Origin of the sequence: Bradyrhizobium sp., assembly GCF_049519115.1 — a bacterium.
In the GTDB taxonomy this organism is placed as follows: domain Bacteria; phylum Pseudomonadota; class Alphaproteobacteria; order Rhizobiales; family Xanthobacteraceae; genus Bradyrhizobium.
In genome coordinates this window covers 25,232-43,391 of sequence record NZ_JBEKRB010000009.1, presented here as the reverse complement: position 1 = coordinate 43,391, position 18,160 = coordinate 25,232, and the positions used below count along the sequence as shown (strand labels likewise).

General features: G+C 61.5%; 19 protein-coding genes. 7 read left to right on the top strand and 12 right to left on the bottom strand.

Going from position 1 to position 18,160, the window contains the following annotated elements; translation table 11 throughout:
- Positions 1-46 precede the first annotated feature (46 nt).
- Entirely contained in the window at positions 47-1,090 is a 1,044-nt protein-coding gene (locus tag ABSE61_RS10045; protein ID WP_423870942.1) for an AraC-like ligand-binding domain-containing protein, read from the bottom strand.
- A gap of 439 nt (positions 1,091-1,529) precedes the next feature.
- Here ABSE61_RS10045 and ABSE61_RS10040 point away from each other — a divergent pair, with 439 nt between their 5' ends.
- Positions 1,530-2,111, top strand: a complete 582-nt coding sequence (locus ABSE61_RS10040) for a cupin domain-containing protein (protein WP_423870941.1) — start codon at positions 1,530-1,532, stop codon at positions 2,109-2,111.
- A gap of 286 nt (positions 2,112-2,397) precedes the next feature.
- Positions 2,398-4,020 carry an ABC-F family ATP-binding cassette domain-containing protein gene (locus ABSE61_RS10035; RefSeq protein WP_423870940.1) on the top strand — a complete coding sequence of 541 codons (1,623 nt, stop codon included), beginning with the start codon at positions 2,398-2,400 and terminating at the stop codon, positions 4,018-4,020.
- 583 nt (positions 4,021-4,603) lie between these two features.
- Here the strand turns inward: ABSE61_RS10035 and ABSE61_RS10030 are convergent.
- From ABSE61_RS10030 to ABSE61_RS10015, 4 genes are all read right to left on the bottom strand, one after another.
- Positions 4,604-5,047, bottom strand: coding sequence for a Spy/CpxP family protein refolding chaperone (locus ABSE61_RS10030; RefSeq protein WP_423870939.1), 444 nt, complete (start codon positions 5,045-5,047; stop codon positions 4,604-4,606).
- Positions 5,048-5,176: 129 nt separating this feature from the next.
- On the bottom strand, positions 5,177-5,581 hold the full coding sequence (locus ABSE61_RS10025) for a hypothetical protein (protein WP_423870938.1): 405 nt from the start codon (positions 5,579-5,581) through the stop codon (positions 5,177-5,179).
- A gap of 16 nt (positions 5,582-5,597) precedes the next feature.
- The gene (locus tag ABSE61_RS10020; RefSeq protein ID WP_423870937.1) at positions 5,598-6,122 is read right to left on the bottom strand and encodes a sensor histidine kinase; all 525 of its coding nucleotides are present in this window, start codon (positions 6,120-6,122) and stop codon (positions 5,598-5,600) included.
- Positions 6,119-6,484, bottom strand: a complete 366-nt coding sequence (locus tag ABSE61_RS10015) for a histidine kinase dimerization/phosphoacceptor domain -containing protein (protein WP_423870936.1) — start codon at positions 6,482-6,484, stop codon at positions 6,119-6,121. The genes ABSE61_RS10020 and ABSE61_RS10015 overlap by 4 nt, the downstream gene beginning before the upstream one ends.
- Before the next feature lie 480 nt (positions 6,485-6,964).
- Here ABSE61_RS10015 and ABSE61_RS10010 point away from each other — a divergent pair, with 480 nt between their 5' ends.
- From ABSE61_RS10010 to ABSE61_RS10000, 3 genes are read left to right on the top strand one after another with little or no spacing between them, the layout of a single operon-like run.
- On the top strand, positions 6,965-7,603 hold the full coding sequence (locus ABSE61_RS10010) for a tetratricopeptide repeat protein (RefSeq protein ID WP_423870935.1): 639 nt from the start codon (positions 6,965-6,967) through the stop codon (positions 7,601-7,603).
- Between the two features lie 11 nt (positions 7,604-7,614).
- A complete protein-coding gene (locus ABSE61_RS10005; protein WP_423870934.1) occupies positions 7,615-8,253 on the top strand; it encodes a class I SAM-dependent methyltransferase in 639 nt (212 codons plus the stop codon).
- A gap of 44 nt (positions 8,254-8,297) precedes the next feature.
- Positions 8,298-9,104, top strand: a complete 807-nt coding sequence (locus ABSE61_RS10000; protein ID WP_423870933.1) for an alpha/beta fold hydrolase — start codon at positions 8,298-8,300, stop codon at positions 9,102-9,104.
- An 8-nt stretch (positions 9,105-9,112) separates the two neighbouring features.
- Here ABSE61_RS10000 and ABSE61_RS09995 read toward each other — a convergent pair whose 3' ends face one another.
- From ABSE61_RS09995 to ABSE61_RS09975, 5 genes are all read right to left on the bottom strand, one after another.
- Positions 9,113-10,078, bottom strand: coding sequence for a J domain-containing protein (locus ABSE61_RS09995; protein ID WP_423870932.1), 966 nt, complete (start codon positions 10,076-10,078; stop codon positions 9,113-9,115).
- Between the two features lie 349 nt (positions 10,079-10,427).
- Entirely contained in the window at positions 10,428-11,726 is a 1,299-nt protein-coding gene (locus ABSE61_RS09990) for an NAD(P)/FAD-dependent oxidoreductase (RefSeq protein ID WP_423870931.1), read from the bottom strand.
- Between the two features lie 7 nt (positions 11,727-11,733).
- On the bottom strand, positions 11,734-12,465 hold the full coding sequence (locus ABSE61_RS09985; RefSeq protein WP_423870930.1) for an amino acid ABC transporter ATP-binding protein: 732 nt from the start codon (positions 12,463-12,465) through the stop codon (positions 11,734-11,736).
- A 7-nt stretch (positions 12,466-12,472) separates the two neighbouring features.
- Entirely contained in the window at positions 12,473-13,126 is a 654-nt protein-coding gene (locus ABSE61_RS09980; protein ID WP_423870929.1) for an amino acid ABC transporter permease, read from the bottom strand.
- Between the two features lie 23 nt (positions 13,127-13,149).
- Positions 13,150-13,917: an ABC transporter substrate-binding protein gene (locus tag ABSE61_RS09975; RefSeq protein ID WP_423870928.1), complete on the bottom strand. Its 768-nt coding sequence runs from the start codon at positions 13,915-13,917 to the stop codon at positions 13,150-13,152.
- A 269-nt stretch (positions 13,918-14,186) separates the two neighbouring features.
- Between ABSE61_RS09975 and ABSE61_RS09970 the strand changes: the two genes are divergently transcribed.
- Together ABSE61_RS09970 and ABSE61_RS09965 are read left to right on the top strand one after the other, a co-directional pair.
- On the top strand, positions 14,187-15,026 hold the full coding sequence (locus ABSE61_RS09970) for a universal stress protein (RefSeq protein WP_423870927.1): 840 nt from the start codon (positions 14,187-14,189) through the stop codon (positions 15,024-15,026).
- Between the two features lie 328 nt (positions 15,027-15,354).
- Positions 15,355-15,615: a hypothetical protein gene (locus tag ABSE61_RS09965; RefSeq protein WP_423870926.1), complete on the top strand. Its 261-nt coding sequence runs from the start codon at positions 15,355-15,357 to the stop codon at positions 15,613-15,615.
- A 43-nt stretch (positions 15,616-15,658) separates the two neighbouring features.
- Here ABSE61_RS09965 and ABSE61_RS09960 read toward each other — a convergent pair whose 3' ends face one another.
- Both ABSE61_RS09960 and ABSE61_RS09955 read right to left on the bottom strand, forming a co-directional pair.
- Entirely contained in the window at positions 15,659-17,242 is a 1,584-nt protein-coding gene (locus ABSE61_RS09960; protein ID WP_423870925.1) for an ABC transporter permease/substrate-binding protein, read from the bottom strand.
- Positions 17,239-18,024, bottom strand: coding sequence for an ATP-binding cassette domain-containing protein (locus tag ABSE61_RS09955; protein WP_423870924.1), 786 nt, complete (start codon positions 18,022-18,024; stop codon positions 17,239-17,241). Before ABSE61_RS09955 ends, ABSE61_RS09960 begins: the two co-directional genes overlap by 4 nt.
- Between the last annotated feature and the right edge of the window lie 136 nt (positions 18,025-18,160).

The following is an 18,160-nucleotide window of genomic DNA, read 5'->3' as shown; positions in this document are numbered from 1 at the left end:
TTTTGGAGATTCACCTCGTCGAACCCGCCGGTGTTTACGGCGGATTTTATGAACGCCTGCTGTAGTCGGGCCGACAACGTGAATCAGAAGCGTTGATGCCGGCCTTTAACTCCGGCGCGCGGCGCGGGCCAGCGTCTCGGAAGGGCGCTCGCCGAAGGTTTCGCGATAGTCTCGCGCGAAGTGTCCGAGATTGCCGAAGCCACAGACAAAGGCGACGGATGGAAGTCTCAAGATCCGGCGTGGCGAGCATTTCACGGGCATGCCTGAGCCGGACCATCCTTGCAAAAGCCATCGGCGAATAGCCACGGCTCCGCTGGAAGGTCCGGAAGATCGCGCGGGCACCGACGCCGGTTGCTTCGACGAGTTTTTCGATCGATATCGCCTGATCCCAATGGGCCTCGATGAATTCCTCCGCCAGGCGCACATGCGATGGCAGCGTATCCTTCGCCTCCCGCTTCAGGAGATCGCTGAAGGTATGGCGGTTGGCGCTCAGGAACGACACCAGAATGGTCTGTTCGAGTTCGCGAAGCACCAATGGTGGCAACGGCTCGGCGGTCGCGTTGAGCTGTTCGGCGAAAAAAAGGATCAGCCGCCAGAGCTGCTGAAAGCGGGGAGTGTTCCGGTTGACGGCAGCCTCGAACTCAAGTTTGCCGCTCGGCCACGCGCCGAGAAGGTAGGCGAGCTTGCGTTCGAACGCACATGGATCGATCCACAGGTTGAACCACTCATGGCTGACGTCGGTGTGGAGGGCGATCTTCTGGCCCGGCGAGATGACGCTGGACTGATTTGAATCCAGTGCCAACGCGCTGTTTCCGATCGCAGCAAAGCCCTTGCCACTTAGGGCCGTGAGCAGGCGAAACCGCGGGGCTTCCGGATAGCCGATGGCGACGCCGCTGCTGCCATAGCCGTAAACCAGGCTGATATTCTCAAGCTGAACGAAATTGCCCCGCGCCCGAAGCGTCGAAGGTTGCTTCACTTCGGCTTTGCTGGCGCCAAAACGCGTGAGCAGCACGTTGCGGAACTCTTCCGAATCCGACGTGCGAAAAACCGGAAATCGCTTGAGCGGATCGGCCAACTGCTTGGAAGGCATGGTTCAGTCTGCTCGCATTCGCAACCTGTCGCGCTCGCAGCCGTGCCGGACATCAATTCCGTTTCGTGCGCCGCTGGTCGCGCCGATTGCCGTTCAGGTTACAGGACTTCGCGGTCGACCGGAAGAAGGTGCCCGCTTCGCGATCGCTTCGTTATATCAATTCGAATATCGCCGGATGCCTCGCGCGAGCACCCGATGCCTATCGTTTGTGCACAAATGTTTCCGGAATTTCATCATGGCGATCAGCCGGCAACAGGCGCACGCCCCGCGTTGTTGCGACAAAATGGTATCCGCCGACCTCTGGCCGCGGTTCGCGCGGACGCCTCGCGCCAGCTTGATGCCCGGCCGCGCGACCGTTACGTTGAAGGGCGATCGTCGGTTGCGGCGGTTGCGTCCAGCGCGAACGGCACTTCAAAAACAACAACAAGGGAGAAACGAAATGCGAAAGCGCGGCATGCTGATCCTCATGGCCCTGTTCGCCTTCGCGCTGTCGGGTGCGCAGGTTTTCGCCGCGGAGCCTGCGCCGGCTGTGATCGACAACGAGCGCGTCAAGGTCTTCGACACGATCGAAAGCATTGCACCGATGCCGGACGATTTTGTCGCCATTTCCTTCGCCGAGGGCACCGCCATATTTGGCCGTGCGGGCGAGACCGCGGGCGTTCCCGGATTTCGCACCATCGTCATCGATCTGAAAAATCATCCCGTCGCGCCATTGGCCAATAATACCGGCTATCCCAACGCTTACCCGCGGCCGCATATCGACAAGCTGTTGGAAAACGACCGTGTCATCGTCTGGCATTATCGCTGGTTCCTGAACGATCCGACGCCGATGCATTTCCACGACAAGGATGTCGTGGTGGTGTATCTTGAGGACTCGCCGCTGCAATCGACCGAGCCGAACGGCAAGGCCGTGGTGAACGAGTACAAATCCGGCGATATCCGCTTCAACAAGCGCGACCGTACCCACACCGAGCTGGTGGTGCGGGGCTCGGCGAGTGCGGTGATCACGGAACTGAAATAGCGATATTCGCCGTCGATGCTTGTTTACCTCCCCAGAAAGGGGGAGGGGGGTCAGATTTCTCTACTGTGTCATCGCTCGTTCTCTGTGCTTCCAGTTATCGGAATTGGCCCCCCACCCCAACCCTCCCCCCTTTCAGGGGGAGGGAGTCCTAGAACAGCGAGTGCAGTACGCTTCCCCTTTGTCCCATCATGCTCTCTCCGCGCATGATCTTTTCGGAAAACCGGTTGCCACTTTTCCGGATCATGCGTAAGAGCGGCCCGAAACTCCTTTCGGGCTACACGCACGCATGATCCGTCTCGACAATATCAGTAAGCAGATCGGCCACCAGATTCTGTTCATCGAAGCCTCCGCCGCGCTCCAGAAGGGCGAGAAAGCGGGTCTGGTCGGCCCCAACGGCGCCGGCAAGACGACGTTGTTTCGGATGATCACGGGCCAGGAATTGCCGGACGAGGGCCAGGTCTCGACCGACCGCGGCATCACGATCGGCTATTTCAGCCAGGACGTCGGCGAGATGAGTGGCCGCAGCGCCGTTGCCGAGGTGATGGACGGGGCAGGGCCGGTCGCTGCGGTCGCGAGCGAATTGAAGGTGCTGGAAACCGCGATGGCGGATCCCTCTCGTGCCGAAGAGATGGAAGAGATCATCGCCCAATATGGCGAGGTGCAGCACCGTTTTGAGGAACTCGACGGTTACGCGCTCGAGGGCCGCGCCCGTGAAGTGCTCGCCGGTCTTAGCTTTAGCCAGGAAATGATGGAGGGCGATGTCGGCGCGCTCTCGGGCGGCTGGAAGATGCGCGTGGCGCTGGCGCGCATTCTCCTGATGCGTCCGGACGTCATGCTGCTCGACGAGCCAAGCAACCATCTTGATCTCGAGAGCCTGATCTGGCTCGAGCAATTCCTGAGAGGCTATGACGGCGCGCTGCTGATGACCTCGCACGATCGCGAGTTCATGAACCGCATCATCAACAAGATTGTCGAGATCGACGGCGGCTCGCTGACGACTTATTCCGGTAATTATGAATTCTACGAGACCCAGCGCGCGCTTTCCGAAAAGCAGCAGCAGGCGCAGTTCGAGCGTCAGCAGGCGATGCTGGCCAAGGAAATCAAATTCATCGAGCGCTTCAAGGCGCGCGCCTCGCATGCAGCCCAAGTGCAAAGCCGGGTGAAGAAGCTCGAAAAGATCGAGCGGGTCGAGCCGCCGCGCCGCCGCCAGACGGTGGCGTTTGATTTCCCGCCGGCGCCGCGTTCCGGCGAAGACGTCGTCAGCCTGAAAGGCGTGCAGAAGGCCTATGGCAGCCGCGTCATCTACGATTCTCTCGACTTCATGATCCGCCGGCGCGAGCGCTGGTGCGTGATGGGGGTGAACGGCGCGGGCAAGTCCACGCTGTTGAAACTGGTGGCGGGCTCGACCGAACCCGATGACGGAATGGTGGCGCTGGGCGGCAGTGTCAAGATGGGGTACTTCGCCCAGCACGCGATGGACCTTCTCGACGGCGAACGCACGGTGTTTCAGTCGCTGGAGGATGCGTTTCCGCAAGCCGGCCAAGGCTCGCTCCGCGCGCTGGCCGGCTGCTTCGGCTTTTCCGGCGATGACATCGAGAAGCGATGCCGGGTGCTGTCGGGCGGCGAAAAGGCGCGGCTCGTGATGGCGATCATGCTTTTTGATCCGCCGAACTTCCTGGTGCTGGACGAGCCCACCAACCATCTGGACATGGCCACCAAGGAGATGCTGATCGCAGCGCTCGCGCAATATGAGGGCACCATGCTGTTCGTCTCGCACGACCGGCATTTTCTCGCCGCGCTGTCGAACCGGGTGCTCGAACTGACGCCCGAGGGCATCCGTCAATATGGCGGCGGCTACACCGAATATGTCGCCCGCTCCGGCCACGAGGCGCCAGGTCTGCATAGCTAAAAGCCTGCATAGCTAAAAGCCTGCATAGCTAAAAGCCTGCATAGTTAGTGGAGTGGATTTGACATTCGCCACCCAACGAGCCGCAAACTCCGGAAGCGAATGGTGCAAAAGAGAACGGCCTCAGCGCGGGGGCGTGCCGAGGCCGTCGTTCATCGGATGCCCCGGGTGACGCATTGCATCCGGCAGTGAAACAACAATTTGCCTCAATAGCGATCGTTCCGACGACCCGTCAATAGCCGATCGGCGAAATTTTTGTGACTGAGCAATATTGACCGCCGCCGTCGAACTTGAACAGGCATAGTGCCCCCAGCATCGACCGCATCCACGGGAGGCATCCATTGGATAAGTTCATTCACGTGCAAAATCTTGTCCTGTACAGGAAACGCCTCGCAGAGCCTTGCGACGAAGCGCAACGGCAGATGCTCTTGAGACTCTTGGCGGAGGAAGAGACAAAAAGCCCTCATCCAAATGAAAAGTTGCGGCCGCCCTTGTAGCCCCGACGGCTGTTGTCGGTCCCCGACAAAGGCGCCGCATCCGCCCGGCAAGGCGCGCTTCCTTGAATGCGAAGAAATATCGTGCTCTTTCACTCCTGGCCGCGGCGCTCGCGGAATCGGTCGAACTTCGCCTTCTGCCGGTCGTCCAGGCTGTTATAGAACGCGATCAGCAACGGGTTTTCCGCTTTCAACGCCGTCAGCCGCGCCTCAAGCAAGTTCTGACCGAAGACGAGACGGGCCTCGAACGACGTCAGATCCGGTTTGTTGGAGCAGAGAGCGGCTTTGGCATCTTCAAGCGACTTCTTGCGTGCGTCGTGGAATGGCTTGAAAGCGGCCTTTTGTGCGTCATTCAGGTCGAGATATTCCGCCAGGAGAGCCGCCATTTCGGGACGATGAGTCGGCCCGCCCCGTTCGGCGCAAATACGTTCGAAGGGTGCGTGGCGTGGTCCATATGGCCTTGCCTCCACCTGGCCCAAAGTTGCGGCAAAGGCCGCAGATGCAACGATCAGGACCGAAACGCTCAGCTTCCGCATTTCTAATGCTCCCATACCGGGTTGAATTCTGGATTGGATGATTTGGCGATTGGATTCGATTTCACTTTTTCACAACTGAAGACCGTTGACCGTGGGTGTTGACCGACGCTGGCCGACGGCTCTAAGGCTCTATTTTCTGCCGCCGCCGTGACCGCCACCGCCGCTCGCATGGCCACCGCCGCTCGCATGGCCGCCGCCCCCATGGCCACCGCCGCCCGCGTGGCCGCCGCCGCCGCCACGACCGCCGCCACGATATCCGCGTCCACCGCCACCGTAGCCGCCTCCCCCGCCTCCGTAGTAGCCGTCGTCATAGCCGCAGTCGTTGAAATAGCAGTTGCCCCCGACAACCCCGCCCAGCACGCCGGAGATCACGCCGCCGATGATGGCTTCCGGATTGACGTACCTGATCTGCTCGACTTGCTGGTCGGGCTTCATTAATTGCGGACCGGCAATACTCGTCACGCCGGCCCAGGCTGGCGCTGTCGCGAACATCATTCCAGCGCCGACAATCGCTGCAACTCGAATACGGTTCATTTGGGGATCCCTTTTTCTAATCTGATCGTCTTGATGCTGACGATGCGGTTGTTTCTCCGTTTATCGTCCGCGGCATGGTTTCCGAGGCGATTCCGGAAAACAGCACGGTAAATCGCGCGCCCTCGCCGTCGTTGCTGCGGCCGATCCGCAACTCTGCGCCGATCTGCCTTGCGAACGACTGGATGATCTTCATTTCCAGACCCTTGCTGGCGGCGGGGTCGAAACCTTCAGGCAACGCCGGCCCGTTATTGGAAACTGAAAGCGCGTAGCCATGGGCAGGATCGGGTTGCAGGCGGACGGCAATCCGGCCGTTGCCATATTTCGCAGCGTTGGTGATCAGTTCACTGACGATGAAGCCGAGCGGAATCGCGGTCGTGACCGGCACATTGATCTCGACGCCTTCGACGAGCACCTGCTCGGGGCACTCATTCGACGACAGCATGGCGGAGAAGTCGCGCGCGAAGTCCTCTAGGAATTTTCTGAATTCGATCACTTGCACCCCGTCGTAGGAATGGATGCGATGATGGATACGCGCAATCATGGAAACGCGATTGGCCGCGATGGCAGTTGCGCGGCGGCTTCCGCGGTTTGCGCTGATCGGCTCTGTAACGAAAGCAGGCTGATGGTCATCTGCAGGTCGTTCATCAGCCGATGATCGGATTCCCTGCTCAGGAGCTCCTGCTTGCGGATCAACTCGTCCTGTTGACGCAGCCGCGCCCCACTCTCCGCCAACGCGTCGCGCAGGCGGATTTCCATGAATCTGTACTGGGCCAACTCGCGCTCGTAGCTATCGACCGAGCGACGCTCCGGGCCCGAAAACGCTTTCAGGACGGATGGCAGTCGCTCGCCGCCGCCCTTGTCGACGCTGCCAATGAAGTGCGGAATGACTGTCTGATCGCTCATAACCTTAGGATGCTTATGAGGCGCATCACACGACGTTGATTCAGATCAAAACCTCGCCGATACTTAAATTTTGAAAGTGAGCAATTTTGATCACATGCTGCAGAATTCCGAAGAGTACCCTGGCTGGTTCATATCTTCGCTTCGCGCATTCGTTTGGTGATCGCCGGCGAACCGCGCTGGTGCCACGGTTTCCGGCGGTTCATGGTATATGCAAGCCACCCGGCAGAAAGATTAGACCACGATAATCGGCAATTCCGAGTAGTAGCATCGGCTTTGCAGATGCGCAAAATCCGGAGTTAGCGCCGCCGGCTATCGTCGTGCTTCCACAGCACAAGCCAGGAAGTATCTGGAGACGGTTGGTGCCCGTCCCCAGGCGCCCGGCCTGCATAGCTAGCTGTCACGGCTTCTTCGCTTTTCGTCTCGATTTAGCGTGCTATTCTCAAGCCCGATCCGAAAAACAATCCGGACGGGAGGGGAGCCATGCCAGGGGGATTTTGGGCGTATTGCGCCTGCGTGCTTGTGACCGGAGGGGGCCTGCTGGCCGGCTCGCTCACGGCTCAAGCCGCGGGCGATGATGCCAACATATGCATCAAGGAATCCGGCGATGCGGCGATCGACGCCTGTTCGCGCGCCATTCAGTCCAGGCGCTACACCGGCCATGTGCTGGCGCGTCAATATCTTAGCCGCGGCGTCGAGCGGCGGACCAAGCAGGATTATGACCTGGCGCTTTCGGACTTCGCGGAAGCGCTGAAGATCGACAAGAAATATGCCGACGCCTTCTACAACCGTTGCGCCATCTACAATTTTAAAAAAGAATACGATTCCGCGATCACGGAATGCAGCCAGGCCATCAAGCTCGGTCCCGGCACGGAGGCAACCATGGCCGGCGGCAGCGAGCGTCTTGGCAAGGATCATGCTTTGTCTGATTATTACACCGAACGCGGTTTCGCTTATTTCAAGAAGGAAGACGCCATCCACGCTTTCGTCGACCTCGACAATGCCATCCGCCTCAATGCCAATAACGGCAGGGCGCTGAAGACCCGTGGGCTCGCCTACGAGGCCAAGGGCGATTCCCGCGCCACGGCCGACCTCGCCTCGGCCAAGCTGCTCGGCGAATGAGTGCTGATCTCATGACGCAAGCAAACCCGAGGGACCATTGGGAAGCGGTCTACACCACCACCCGAGATGAAGCCGACGTCAGTTGGTTTCAGGATAGTCCTGTGCCCTCGCTCGAATGGATTGAACAGGCGCAGCCTAGCCGGGACGCGGCCATTATCGATATCGGCGGCGGGGCGTCGCGGCTGGCCGACGGTCTTCTGGAACGCGGATTCCGCCACGTCACGGTGCTGGACATCTCCGCGGCCGCGCTCGATCTCGCGGCGTTACGGCTCGGCCGGCGCGCCAGCCAGGTCCAGTGGATCGTCGTCGACGTGAGGGCGTGGGAGCCTGCGCAGCGTTTCGACATCTGGCATGACCGTGGTGCTTTTCATTTTCTGATCGAGCCGGCCGACCGCGCGGCCTATATCGCGCGGCTGAAGCAGGCGCTGGTCTCCGGCGGCTACGCCATCATCGCAAGCTTCGCCACTGACGGTCCGGAAACATGCAGCGGGCTGCCGGTCCACCGTTACGATGCGGCGGGACTGGCGAAGGAATTGGGTGAGGAGTTCATCCTGCTGGACTCCCGCCCGCATGATCACGCCACGCCCAAAAATGCTAAGCAGCGCTTTCAGTTCTCGATGTTCCGACGGCGCGGCGGGCCGGCGGCGTGACGTCGCAGCCCGTCAAACATAAGAGAGATTGGAAGGAGATTTCCATGCCGGCGGCTTCTGTCGAGACCACGCGCCGTGCTGCGCTTGGCGCCCTGGCCGTCACGGCTGCGCTCACCGCGGTTGGGAGCAGGGGTGAAGCCCAAACGGCGCCAAAAACCTTCGTGCTGGTTCACGGCACCTGGCACGGCGGCTGGTGCTGGCGCCGCGTCACAGACGTGCTGGAGAGAAAAGGGCACAAGGTCTATGCGCCGTCGCTCACCGGCGTGGCTGACCGCTCGCATCTACTGACCAGGGATGTCAACCTGACCACGCATGCCAATGACGTGGCGAACCTGATCAAGTGGGAGGATTTGAAGGATGTCGTGCTGGTCGGCCATTCCTCCGCCGGCTTCGTAATCACGCAAGCCGCCGAGCAAATCGGCCCGCAGGTTGGGTCCATTGTCTATCTCGATGCGTTCGTGCCGCAGGTCGGCGACAGCCTGATCTCGCTTGCCAATCCCGGCCCACGCAAGGCGCTTGAGGAAGCCGTGGCGCGCGGTGATCTCGTCGCAAAGCCGGTGCCGGCCGCAGCTTTCAACGTCAACGAAAAAGACCGCGCCTGGGTCGATGCCAAATGCACGCCGCATCCGCTCGCGGCCGTGGTGGAGAAGGTGACGGCGGCCAGCGCCTACGAGAAAATCGCCCGCAAGACCTATATCCGCGCGACCGGCTTCAAGAGCCCGGTGTTCGACGAGACGCTGGCGAAAATGAAGGCGATGCCGGGCTGGAAGACCTATGAAGTCGCCTCGGGTCATGACGTGATGGTCGACAGGCCCGACCAGCTGGCCGATATCCTGCTCGAAGTCGCCTGAAGGCTGTCTTACTGGAAGGTCGCGGCAGCGTACCACGGCTGCTGCGACACAAAGCGCGGTACCGTCCGCGGGATCGGCAACGGCACGGTCTTCGGTGGCGCGTCCTGATGCCCTTTCGCGGCTGTCGCGAGCAGCGACTTCGGGTGGCCCGGCTTCTCGGCGCGCTTCAACGGTGGCAGATCAGGGAAGCTGCGGTCGTCTTTTTGATCGCGGAAAAAAAGAATGCCGCGGTCGACATAGGGTGCCGTGAATTTCCGGTCGAGTTGCGTCACCTGGTTGGGATTGACCATGACGGCCGCGACATCGCCGCTGCCGAAAGCTGAAACTTCGCGTGCTGAAACGTCGCGGGGGTGAATGACGGTTGCGGTGTCGGGCGCGGGATCATAACCGGAGACGCCGGACGGTGAGGCCCCTTCCGTATCAGACGCCGGAGCCATCGCCATGGCGTTCACGAGGCCCGCGGAGGTGCCCTCGGCTCTCGCGGCGATAAAGGCGTTCACCGCGGCCGGATCCGGCGCATCCACTGAACTGACGGCGGCGATGCTGTCGGAAAGCCGCGACCTGAGATCGATCGCGTTGGCGGAAGCGTGCGAAACCGGGAAGCTGCCGATCGGAGACACCAGCGCCACCGACATATGCATGAACAGGAGATAGCCGCCGGTGCTGACGATCGAGAGCGAGGCGAACGCCAGCACACCGGAAGCGATCTTGTGGATTTTCGCCGCGATCGGATGCGCAGCCGCCGGGTCTTTCTCGATCTGCGCGAGCACCAGCAAATGATCATAAGCCGCGCGCTGATCCCGGTCGCAGAGGATTTCGTTGGCGCGGACGATCTGGCGGAATCTTATCGCAGCGTCCGGATCGTCGGGACGCAAATCGGGATGGGCACCCTTGACCGCCCTGCGAAACGCAGTCCTCAGGCCTTCGGCATCGTCTTGTGGAAGAGCCCCAAGCAAATCGTAAAGCGTATCCATTGCGCTCTCGCTGCAGGATTCACTCGCCCCCCGTCTGAAATTCCTGCGCGAAATTTACTGCGGAGTACGCGTCAACCAAATTCACCGCATGAAAATGATGTTGATCTATCAGGGCAAAAAAATGGCTTTATGACTTGATGCCAAAAAAGCTTTCACAATCGAGGCTTGTTTGGTTAACGAAGCACGCCTCGGCCGACGATTGCCCATGCGATACCGCAATCCCGCGCCGGTTGCGGCAAAAGCAAGGCAAAGCCAAGACGGGATTTGGTCCCGAGCTTCGCGTCGCGTCCTAAGCTTTGGCTCCGAAGTTTCATCAAAGCTTTATAAAACCGAGTCGGTTACGCGGCCTTCAAAGGCCAAGCCGGTCGCGCAGCCGGCCGACCATGACGGCGCTTCTGACCGCAACCGGCCATGCCGCATGAAAGCGGATCGGCTTGATGGCGGTCAAGGGCATGTCGATCGGCGTTGTTTCGCCGCCGATCAGGCGCCTGGCCAGCTGCTGTCCCATCGCGGTCGCAAGCGCGACGCCTCGGCCATTGCAGCCGAGATAAGCGAGCAGGCCGGCCGCGGGTTCATGCACATGCGGATAATGATCGGCGGTCATGGCCAGGCGGCTATTCCAGCCGTGGGTCCAGGCGATGCCGCGAACGGCAGGCCACAGTCGCTCGGCATAGCGCATCAGGTAGGCGACCGCGTTGGGGTCGCTGATCCAATGCATCGGACCGCGTCCTCCCATCAATAGCCGGTTTGACGTATCGACGCGGTAGTAGACGGTGATGTGGCCGCTCTCATAGAGCACCGAGCGGGTCGGCATGATCTCGCGCGCGACGTCCTCACGCAACGGCGCCGTCGCCGCGATCGAACTGAACAGGGGCACGATGGTGCGCTTAAGACCGGGCCACAGATCGTCCGAAAATCCGTTGGTGGCGATCAGGACCTTGTCGGCGCGAATAATCGCGCGCGGCGTGTCGATCCGCCATCGCGTGCCTTCCCGTGAAAGCGATACCGCCGGGGTCCGGGCGTGGATCGCGCTACCCACCGCCAGCACGGCGCGGGCGAGGCCCCGGGCGTAGTTCAGCGGGTGGACGTCGCCGCCCCGCGCATCGAACAAGGCGCGGAGATAGCGATCCGTGCCGGTTATTTGCCGTAACTCTTGGCGATCGAGCAGGCGGACCGGCATGTCGCGCCGGATGCACTGTGTTGCCGTGGCCTCCACCGCGCGGGCGTGGCTCTCGTGATAGGCGGCGCGAAGGGTGCCGTTCTGGCGGGCGGCGCAGGCAATCCCGAGCCGGCGGATCAGCTCGAGCGTGAAGACCGGCGTGTTGTAGGAAAAGGCGATCATCCGCGCCCCGAGATCGCCGCCGAATTCGGCCTCGACCGTATCAGGATCGAGTTTCAGGCCCGGATTGAGCTGGCCGCCATTGTTGCCGGAAGCGCCCCAACCGGGCTCACGGGCTTCGAGGACCAGCGTTTCGACGCCCTGCTCGGCGAGATGCAAGGCGGTCGAAAGGCCCGCGAAGCCGCCGCCGACGATCGCCACAGCCACGTTGCGGTCGGCGTCGAGCGGCGGCAATTGAAGCGGCGGCACGGCGGTCGCCGCATACAGGCTCGGCGGCAAAGGAAGAGAATTCGTCGCTGTCGTTGTCATGTCGGTTTCATAAAGGATGAAGCACGCGGCGCAGGAAATCCTGCGTGCGCGGATGCTGCGGCTGGCTGAGCAGCGATTTGGCGTTGCCCTGTTCGACGACCACCCCGCCATCGATGAACAGCACGCGGTCGGCCACCTCGCGGGCAAATCCCATCTCGTGGGTGACGACCAGCATCGTCATGCCGTCCTCGGCAAGCTTGCGCATCACCGACAACACGTCGCCGACCAGTTCGGGATCAAGCGCCGAGGTCGGCTCATCGAACAGGATCGCGCTCGGCTGCATTGCGAGCGCACGCGCGATCGCGACACGCTGTTGCTGGCCGCCGGAAAGCTGCGCCGGAAACGCATCGGCCTTGTCTGCGAGGCCGACCTTCGCCAGCAGCTCGTGGCCGCGCGCGATCGCGTCACGGCGCGGTTCGCGCTTCACATAGATCGGGCCCTCGATGACGTTTTCCAGTGCCGTCCGATGCGGAAACAGGTTGAAGCGCTGGAACACCATCGAGACCTTTGTCCGGATCGGCACGATGGACGCCGCCTGGCGTTCAACCCGCGCACCTTCGACAAGGACGTCGCCGGCCTCATAGCTTTCCAGCCCGTTGACGCAGCGCAGGATGGTCGATTTTCCCGAGCCTGACGGGCCGATGATGCAGACGACCTCGCTTTTGCCAACCGACGCCGTGATGCCTTTGAGCACCTCGTTTTTGCCGAAGCTCTTGTGAACGTCGCGAAGCTCGATCATCGCTCGATCATCCTTTGCCCGCCTTCTTCTCGAAGTGCCGAACCAGAAGGATGAGCGGAATGCTCATGGTGAGATACATCAGCGCCACCAGCGTGAACACGCTGGTGTTCTTGAAGGTCGAGGACGCGATCAGTTTGCCTTGTAGCGCAAGTTCAGCGACCGTGATGGTGGAGGCTTGCGAGGAATCCTTCAGCAGCATGATCATGACATTGCCGTAGGGCGGCAGCACGATGCGCACGGCCTGCGGCAGGATCACACGGCGCATGGTCAGCCACCATCCCATGCCGATCGCCTGCGCCGCCTCGATCTGTCCCTTGTCGATCGCTTCGATGCCGGCGCGAAAATTCTCGGCCTGATAGGCCGAATAGGCAATGCCCAGTCCGAGGATCGCGGCCTGTAGTGCCGTCAGCGTGATGCCGAAATCGGGCATCACGAAATAAAGATAAAACAACAATACGATGATCGGAATGCCGCGAATGAGATTGATCAGGCAGGCGCTGGTCCAGCTCAGCACGCGAATGCCGGAAACCCGCATCATGGCCCATAGCAGGCCGAGAATGGTCGAGAGGATCAGCGAGCCGAGCGTGACGAGAATGGTCAGCCCCACGCCCTGCAACAGGATCGGTACAAACTCGGTGGCGTCGCGAAGGAATTTTTCCATCGATCAGATAAAATGCGAGCAGCTCAGCTGCCCTTGCCGCCAAGTCCCCATTTGTCGAGGATCTTCGCCAGTGTGCCGGTTTCCTTCAGCTTGGCGAGCGAAGCGTTGATCTTCGCCTTCAGCTCCTGATCGCCCTTGCGCACCCCGATCGCCACGGTGCCGATGGTGGCCGGCTTGTAGCTCTCGACCAGGCGCACCTCCGGAAAGCTGCCCTGCCTGAGGTTGTGGGCGAGGATCGGATAGTCGGCATATCCCGCCTTGAGGCGGCCGGTATTCACGTCGCGCAGGATGTCGGGAATGGTGTCGTAGGCCTTCACCTCGGCGAACAGCCCGGTCTTTTTCAAGGCATCGACATAGGCCGTGCCGACCTGCGCGCCGACCACCTCGCCCTTGAGGTCTTCGGCGCTTGTATAATTTCTGCCGTCGGTCTTGGGAACGATCAGCCCCTCGCCATAGGTATAGACCGGATCGGAGAAGTCGATCACTTCCTTGCGCGCCGCGGTAGCTAACATCGCGGCCGAGATGATGTCGATCTTGTTGGATGTCAGCGAGGCGACCAGCGTGGAAAACTGCATCGGTTCGACCTGGACCGAAAACCCGGCGTCCTTGCCGATCGCGGTGATGAGATCGACCATCAGGCCTTCGATGGTGTTGGTCTTGGTGTCGAGAAAGGTGAAGGGAGCGCCGGTCGGCGTCGAGCCCACCTTCAGCACCTGCTGAGCGGAAGCGCTTACTGCTGTTGTCAAAGCGACTGATATCGCGGCCAGTTGGACCAAACGCCTGAACTTCATCGTGCCCCCTCGAAACGTCTTGAGCGGCCTGCGCTACCATCGGCTCACAGCCGCCGCGAAAGGCTCATTTCGCCGATCCGAAATTACGGTCATATCGCCGGGAGCAGTGCAAGGGGTTTTCATGCAGCTCTGGCCGCAACCTGGGCGTCCCCCGCGGAAGCCTGAACTCGGCAGATCCGGTCATGCCGGTCACTCATTGAGCTTGATCAATGCCGCGACCGGCCGGTGAGGCTATCCGGGAGCAACCAGTAACGCTGAGGCAGCTATCAATGCCGTTTAAAAGCATCGCCGTATTGTTCGAACCAACGCCCTCCGGCGAGGCCCGCGCCGCCTATGCCGCCAGACTTGCGCATCGCCACGGGGCGCATCTCGTCGGCATCTTCATGACGCCCCCTCTTTTCAACGGCAGCACCGCGGAATCCCTCGTTCAGGGCCACAAGGCTGTCAGGGAGGTGATCGTCCTGCACAAGGCGAAGGAAGCTGAAGCGATTGAGCATGCCAAACGAAGCCTGTGCGCTGTCTGCCGCGACGAGGGTATCGGCTTCGAGTTTCGTGCTCTGTCCCGGGGCGATTTCGGCGACGATATCGCGCTGAATTCGCTGCACGCCGACCTTGTGATTGCCTGCGCCGGGCAAGGCGGTGGATTGCCTCTTCAATGGTCCCCTGAGGCACTGCTGCTTGCCACCGGTGTGCCGTTTATCCTGCTGCCCGAATCGTGGAACGCCTCCGCGGTCGAACACGTCGTGGTGGCCTGGAATGCCAGCCGCGAGGCGCGGCGCGCGATCAGCGATGCGCTTCCGCTGCTTGTTGAAGCGAAGTCGGTCACGATCCTCCTCGTCGATGCCGGGAAGAATCCCCGTCACGGCGAGGAGCCGGGGGCGGACATCGCGCATTACCTCAGCCGTCACGGGGCCAAGGTTTCCGTCAAGCAGACGGCGTCACGGGGCGAGCCTATCGCCAAGGTTATCCTGGATCACGCCAGGGAGCACGCTGCGGATCTCATCGTGATCGGCGCCTATAGCCGTGCGCGAACCGCTCAAATGATCTTTGGCGGCATCACCCGGTCGTTGTTACGAGACGCTGGCGTTCCGCTGCTGATCGCGCACTAAGGCGTTAACCACCTGCGCGGGTTGTTGGTGCTCCGGCCGCGATTGGTTCCGACACAACCTCGTTTCTAAAAAATACTTTAAGCCTCAATAAATGTTTCTTTAGTTGGTCCCGGCCACAGCGAGATTAGATTCATCGCATCGACCGGTTCGTCTCCATTTGTCGCCGGCAATGCCAGCGAACGAAGATCGGAAGTGGTGACGATGATTCGGGGTGGCGACGAACGGGTCAGTGTTTTGGTGTTGGCTTGAGCAGCAACGAAAGAGCCGCCTCCCTTTTCTTTCGGATCGCGCTCTCAGCCATCACCGGGATGATCAAGAGGAGATAATCATGACCAAACTTTCGCTTCTCGGTATCGCCGCCGTCGCCGCTTACGCCACGCTGGCAGTGCCTTCCTTCGCGCAGCAACGCTCCACGCATGTCGCCAATGCCTACGCCCAGGCCAGCGCCTGTGCCGACCACGAACCGGGCAACCCCTATAACAAGGAAACCGATTATATGGGTTGGAGCGCCTGGCGCGTGCGCGGCGGCTGGGATGCCAGCAATGACTACAACTGCACGCCGAACCATATGAACCATGGCGGGTTCTGATCGTGAAATCGACGCGCGATGGATCTTCTCCATCGCGCGTCGTCTATCTGTTGGTCTTTTCTGATTTGATTTTTTCCCAGAGCCAGCGCGCCACCGCATCGGGCGACGCGTTGCCGTCGCCGCCGGCTGCGCGCAGGTTGGCCTCGCGCATCGCGGCAATATCGATGCGGCCGATCAGGGGTTGCAGCGCCTGCCGCAACGCCTGATCGTCGGCGCGCTTGGGCGCTATCAGCAGGATCGCATCGTAAGGCGGGAGCGCGGCCTTGGGTTCGTCGAGCGTAATCAGGTCGTATTTTGCGATCAGTCCGTCGCTGGTGTAGCCCGCGATCACGTCAACCTCGCCGGACGCCACTGCCGCATACATGAAGTCCGGCTGCATCTGGCGTTGCTCACGGAAATTCAGACCATAGGCCGTGCGCAACGCCGTCCATTCCGGCCGCGAGAAAAATTCATAGTCGGCGGCGATCGACAACGCGGGCGCGATGGCGACGAGATCGCTGACCGTGCGAATGCCGTACTTTTCGGCGCGCTTTCTCGGCATCACCAGCGCATAGGCGTTCTCGAAACCGAGCTCGCCCAGCAAGCTGACCTTCTGCCGCGCCAGTTCGGCCTTCAGATCATCAAGCAGTTGCTGCCGCGGCTTGAGCCCGACGTGATGAAACTGGTTGCTCCACAGCGTGCCGGAATAATCGACATAGACGTCGATATCGCCGTTCACCAGCGCCTCAAAAATCACGTTGGAGCCAAGCCCTTCGCGTGATGTCGCCGGGAGGCTGGCGGCTTCGAGCCGCTGGCTGATCAGCGCCGAGAGCACGTATTGTTCGGCAAAGGTCTTGGCACCGACCACATAAGTCGACGCGGAGCGCGACAGCGAAGGCACCAGCGTGGCGGCGACCAGTGCGGCGATCCCGGCGCCACCGAGCGCCGTGCGGAAGTTGCTTCGCGTGCGCAGGCCGGTCTCGGTCAAGGCGAGCAACTGATCGACCGCGAGCGCGAGAAGTGCTGCGGCCGCGCAGCCGAACAGCACCAGTACCCAGTTCTGGGTCTGTAGCCCCGCAAAGATGTAGTTGCCCAAACTGGTCTGGCCGATCGGCGTCGACAACGTCGCGGTGCCGATCACCCACACCGCCGCGGTGCGGATCCCCGCCATCATCACCGGCAGCGCCAGCGGCAGTTCGACCGAGGTCAGCGATTGCATCGGCGTCATGCCGACGCCCTGGGCGGCCTCCAGGATCGAGGGATCGATGCCGCGAAGCCCCGTGAGGGTGTTGCGCAACACCGGCAGCATCGAATAGAGCGCCAGCGCCAGCACCGCCGGCAGGAAGCCGAACGCGGAAAAACTGAAGCCGAACCAGGCAAACGAGAGCGAGGCGGCCGCAAGCAACAGCGGATAGAACAGCGCCAGCAGCGCCAGGCCCGGCACGGTCTGCACGATACTCGCCAAGCCGAGCAACAGACCGCGCAGCACCGGGCGGTTGCGCGCGACGATCGCGAGCGGCAACGATACCAGAAGCCCGAGCGCCAGTGCGGCCACGCTGACCCGCACATGGCTGCCGAGATAGTCCGGCAGATGCGCCAGCGCTTCGCCCCAGCGTGGATCGGCAAGAAAACTCGAGAATGAACTCATGCGCCGCCTCGCGGCAAAAGCGCATTGAGACGCTCGGCCTGCCGGCGCGGCGTGCGCAGCAATTCGCCGACATAGGCGTAGTCGGTTTTCGCCAGCTCCGGTGCCGTGCCTTCTGCCAGGAGCTTGCCGCCGTGCATCACCGCGATTCGGTCGGCGTGCAGGATCGCTTCGGTCATGTCATGGGTGATCAGGACCGTGGTCAGGCCGAGGCGGTCGTGCAGCGCGCGGTAATCGTCGCAGAGCGCATCGCGGGTCAGGGGATCGAGCGCGCCGAACGGCTCGTCCATCAACACGATCTTCGGCTGAGCCGCGAGCGCGCGGGCGACGCCGACGCGCTGGCGCTGGCCGCCGGAGAGTTCATGCGGAAAGCGATCGCGAAATTCGCCGCGATCGAGCCGCACCAGATCGAGTAGTTCATCGACCTTGGCGGAGATGTCAGCCTCGCGTTCGCCCTTTAGCTTTGGCGTGATGCCGATATTGGTGGCGACGCTCATATGCGGAAACAGCCCGCCGCTCTGGAACACGTAACCGATGCGGCGGCGTAGCGCGACCGGATCGGCCGTACGCACGTCTTCGCCTTGAATCGTGATGCGGCCGTGATCCGCCTCGATCAGGCGGTTGGCAAGCCGCAGCAGCGTGGTCTTGCCCGAGCCGGAGCCACCGACGATCGCGAGGAACTCGCCGTCCTCGACATGAAGCGAGACGTCATCGACGGCCTTGACGCGGCCGCCATCGAAACTCTTGCCGACATGGTCGAAGACGATCAGGGCGGCAACCTCCATTTGTGCGCTGGTACGCGCCGGGCTGCTTTGCACGCAAAGCGGCTCTCGCCTTCCGATTACCACGTCACGGCCTTGCGTTGAACTTGTCGTTCGAAGGCGCTAAGGCTGTCCTTAAATAGAGGGTTAAGGAAAATCC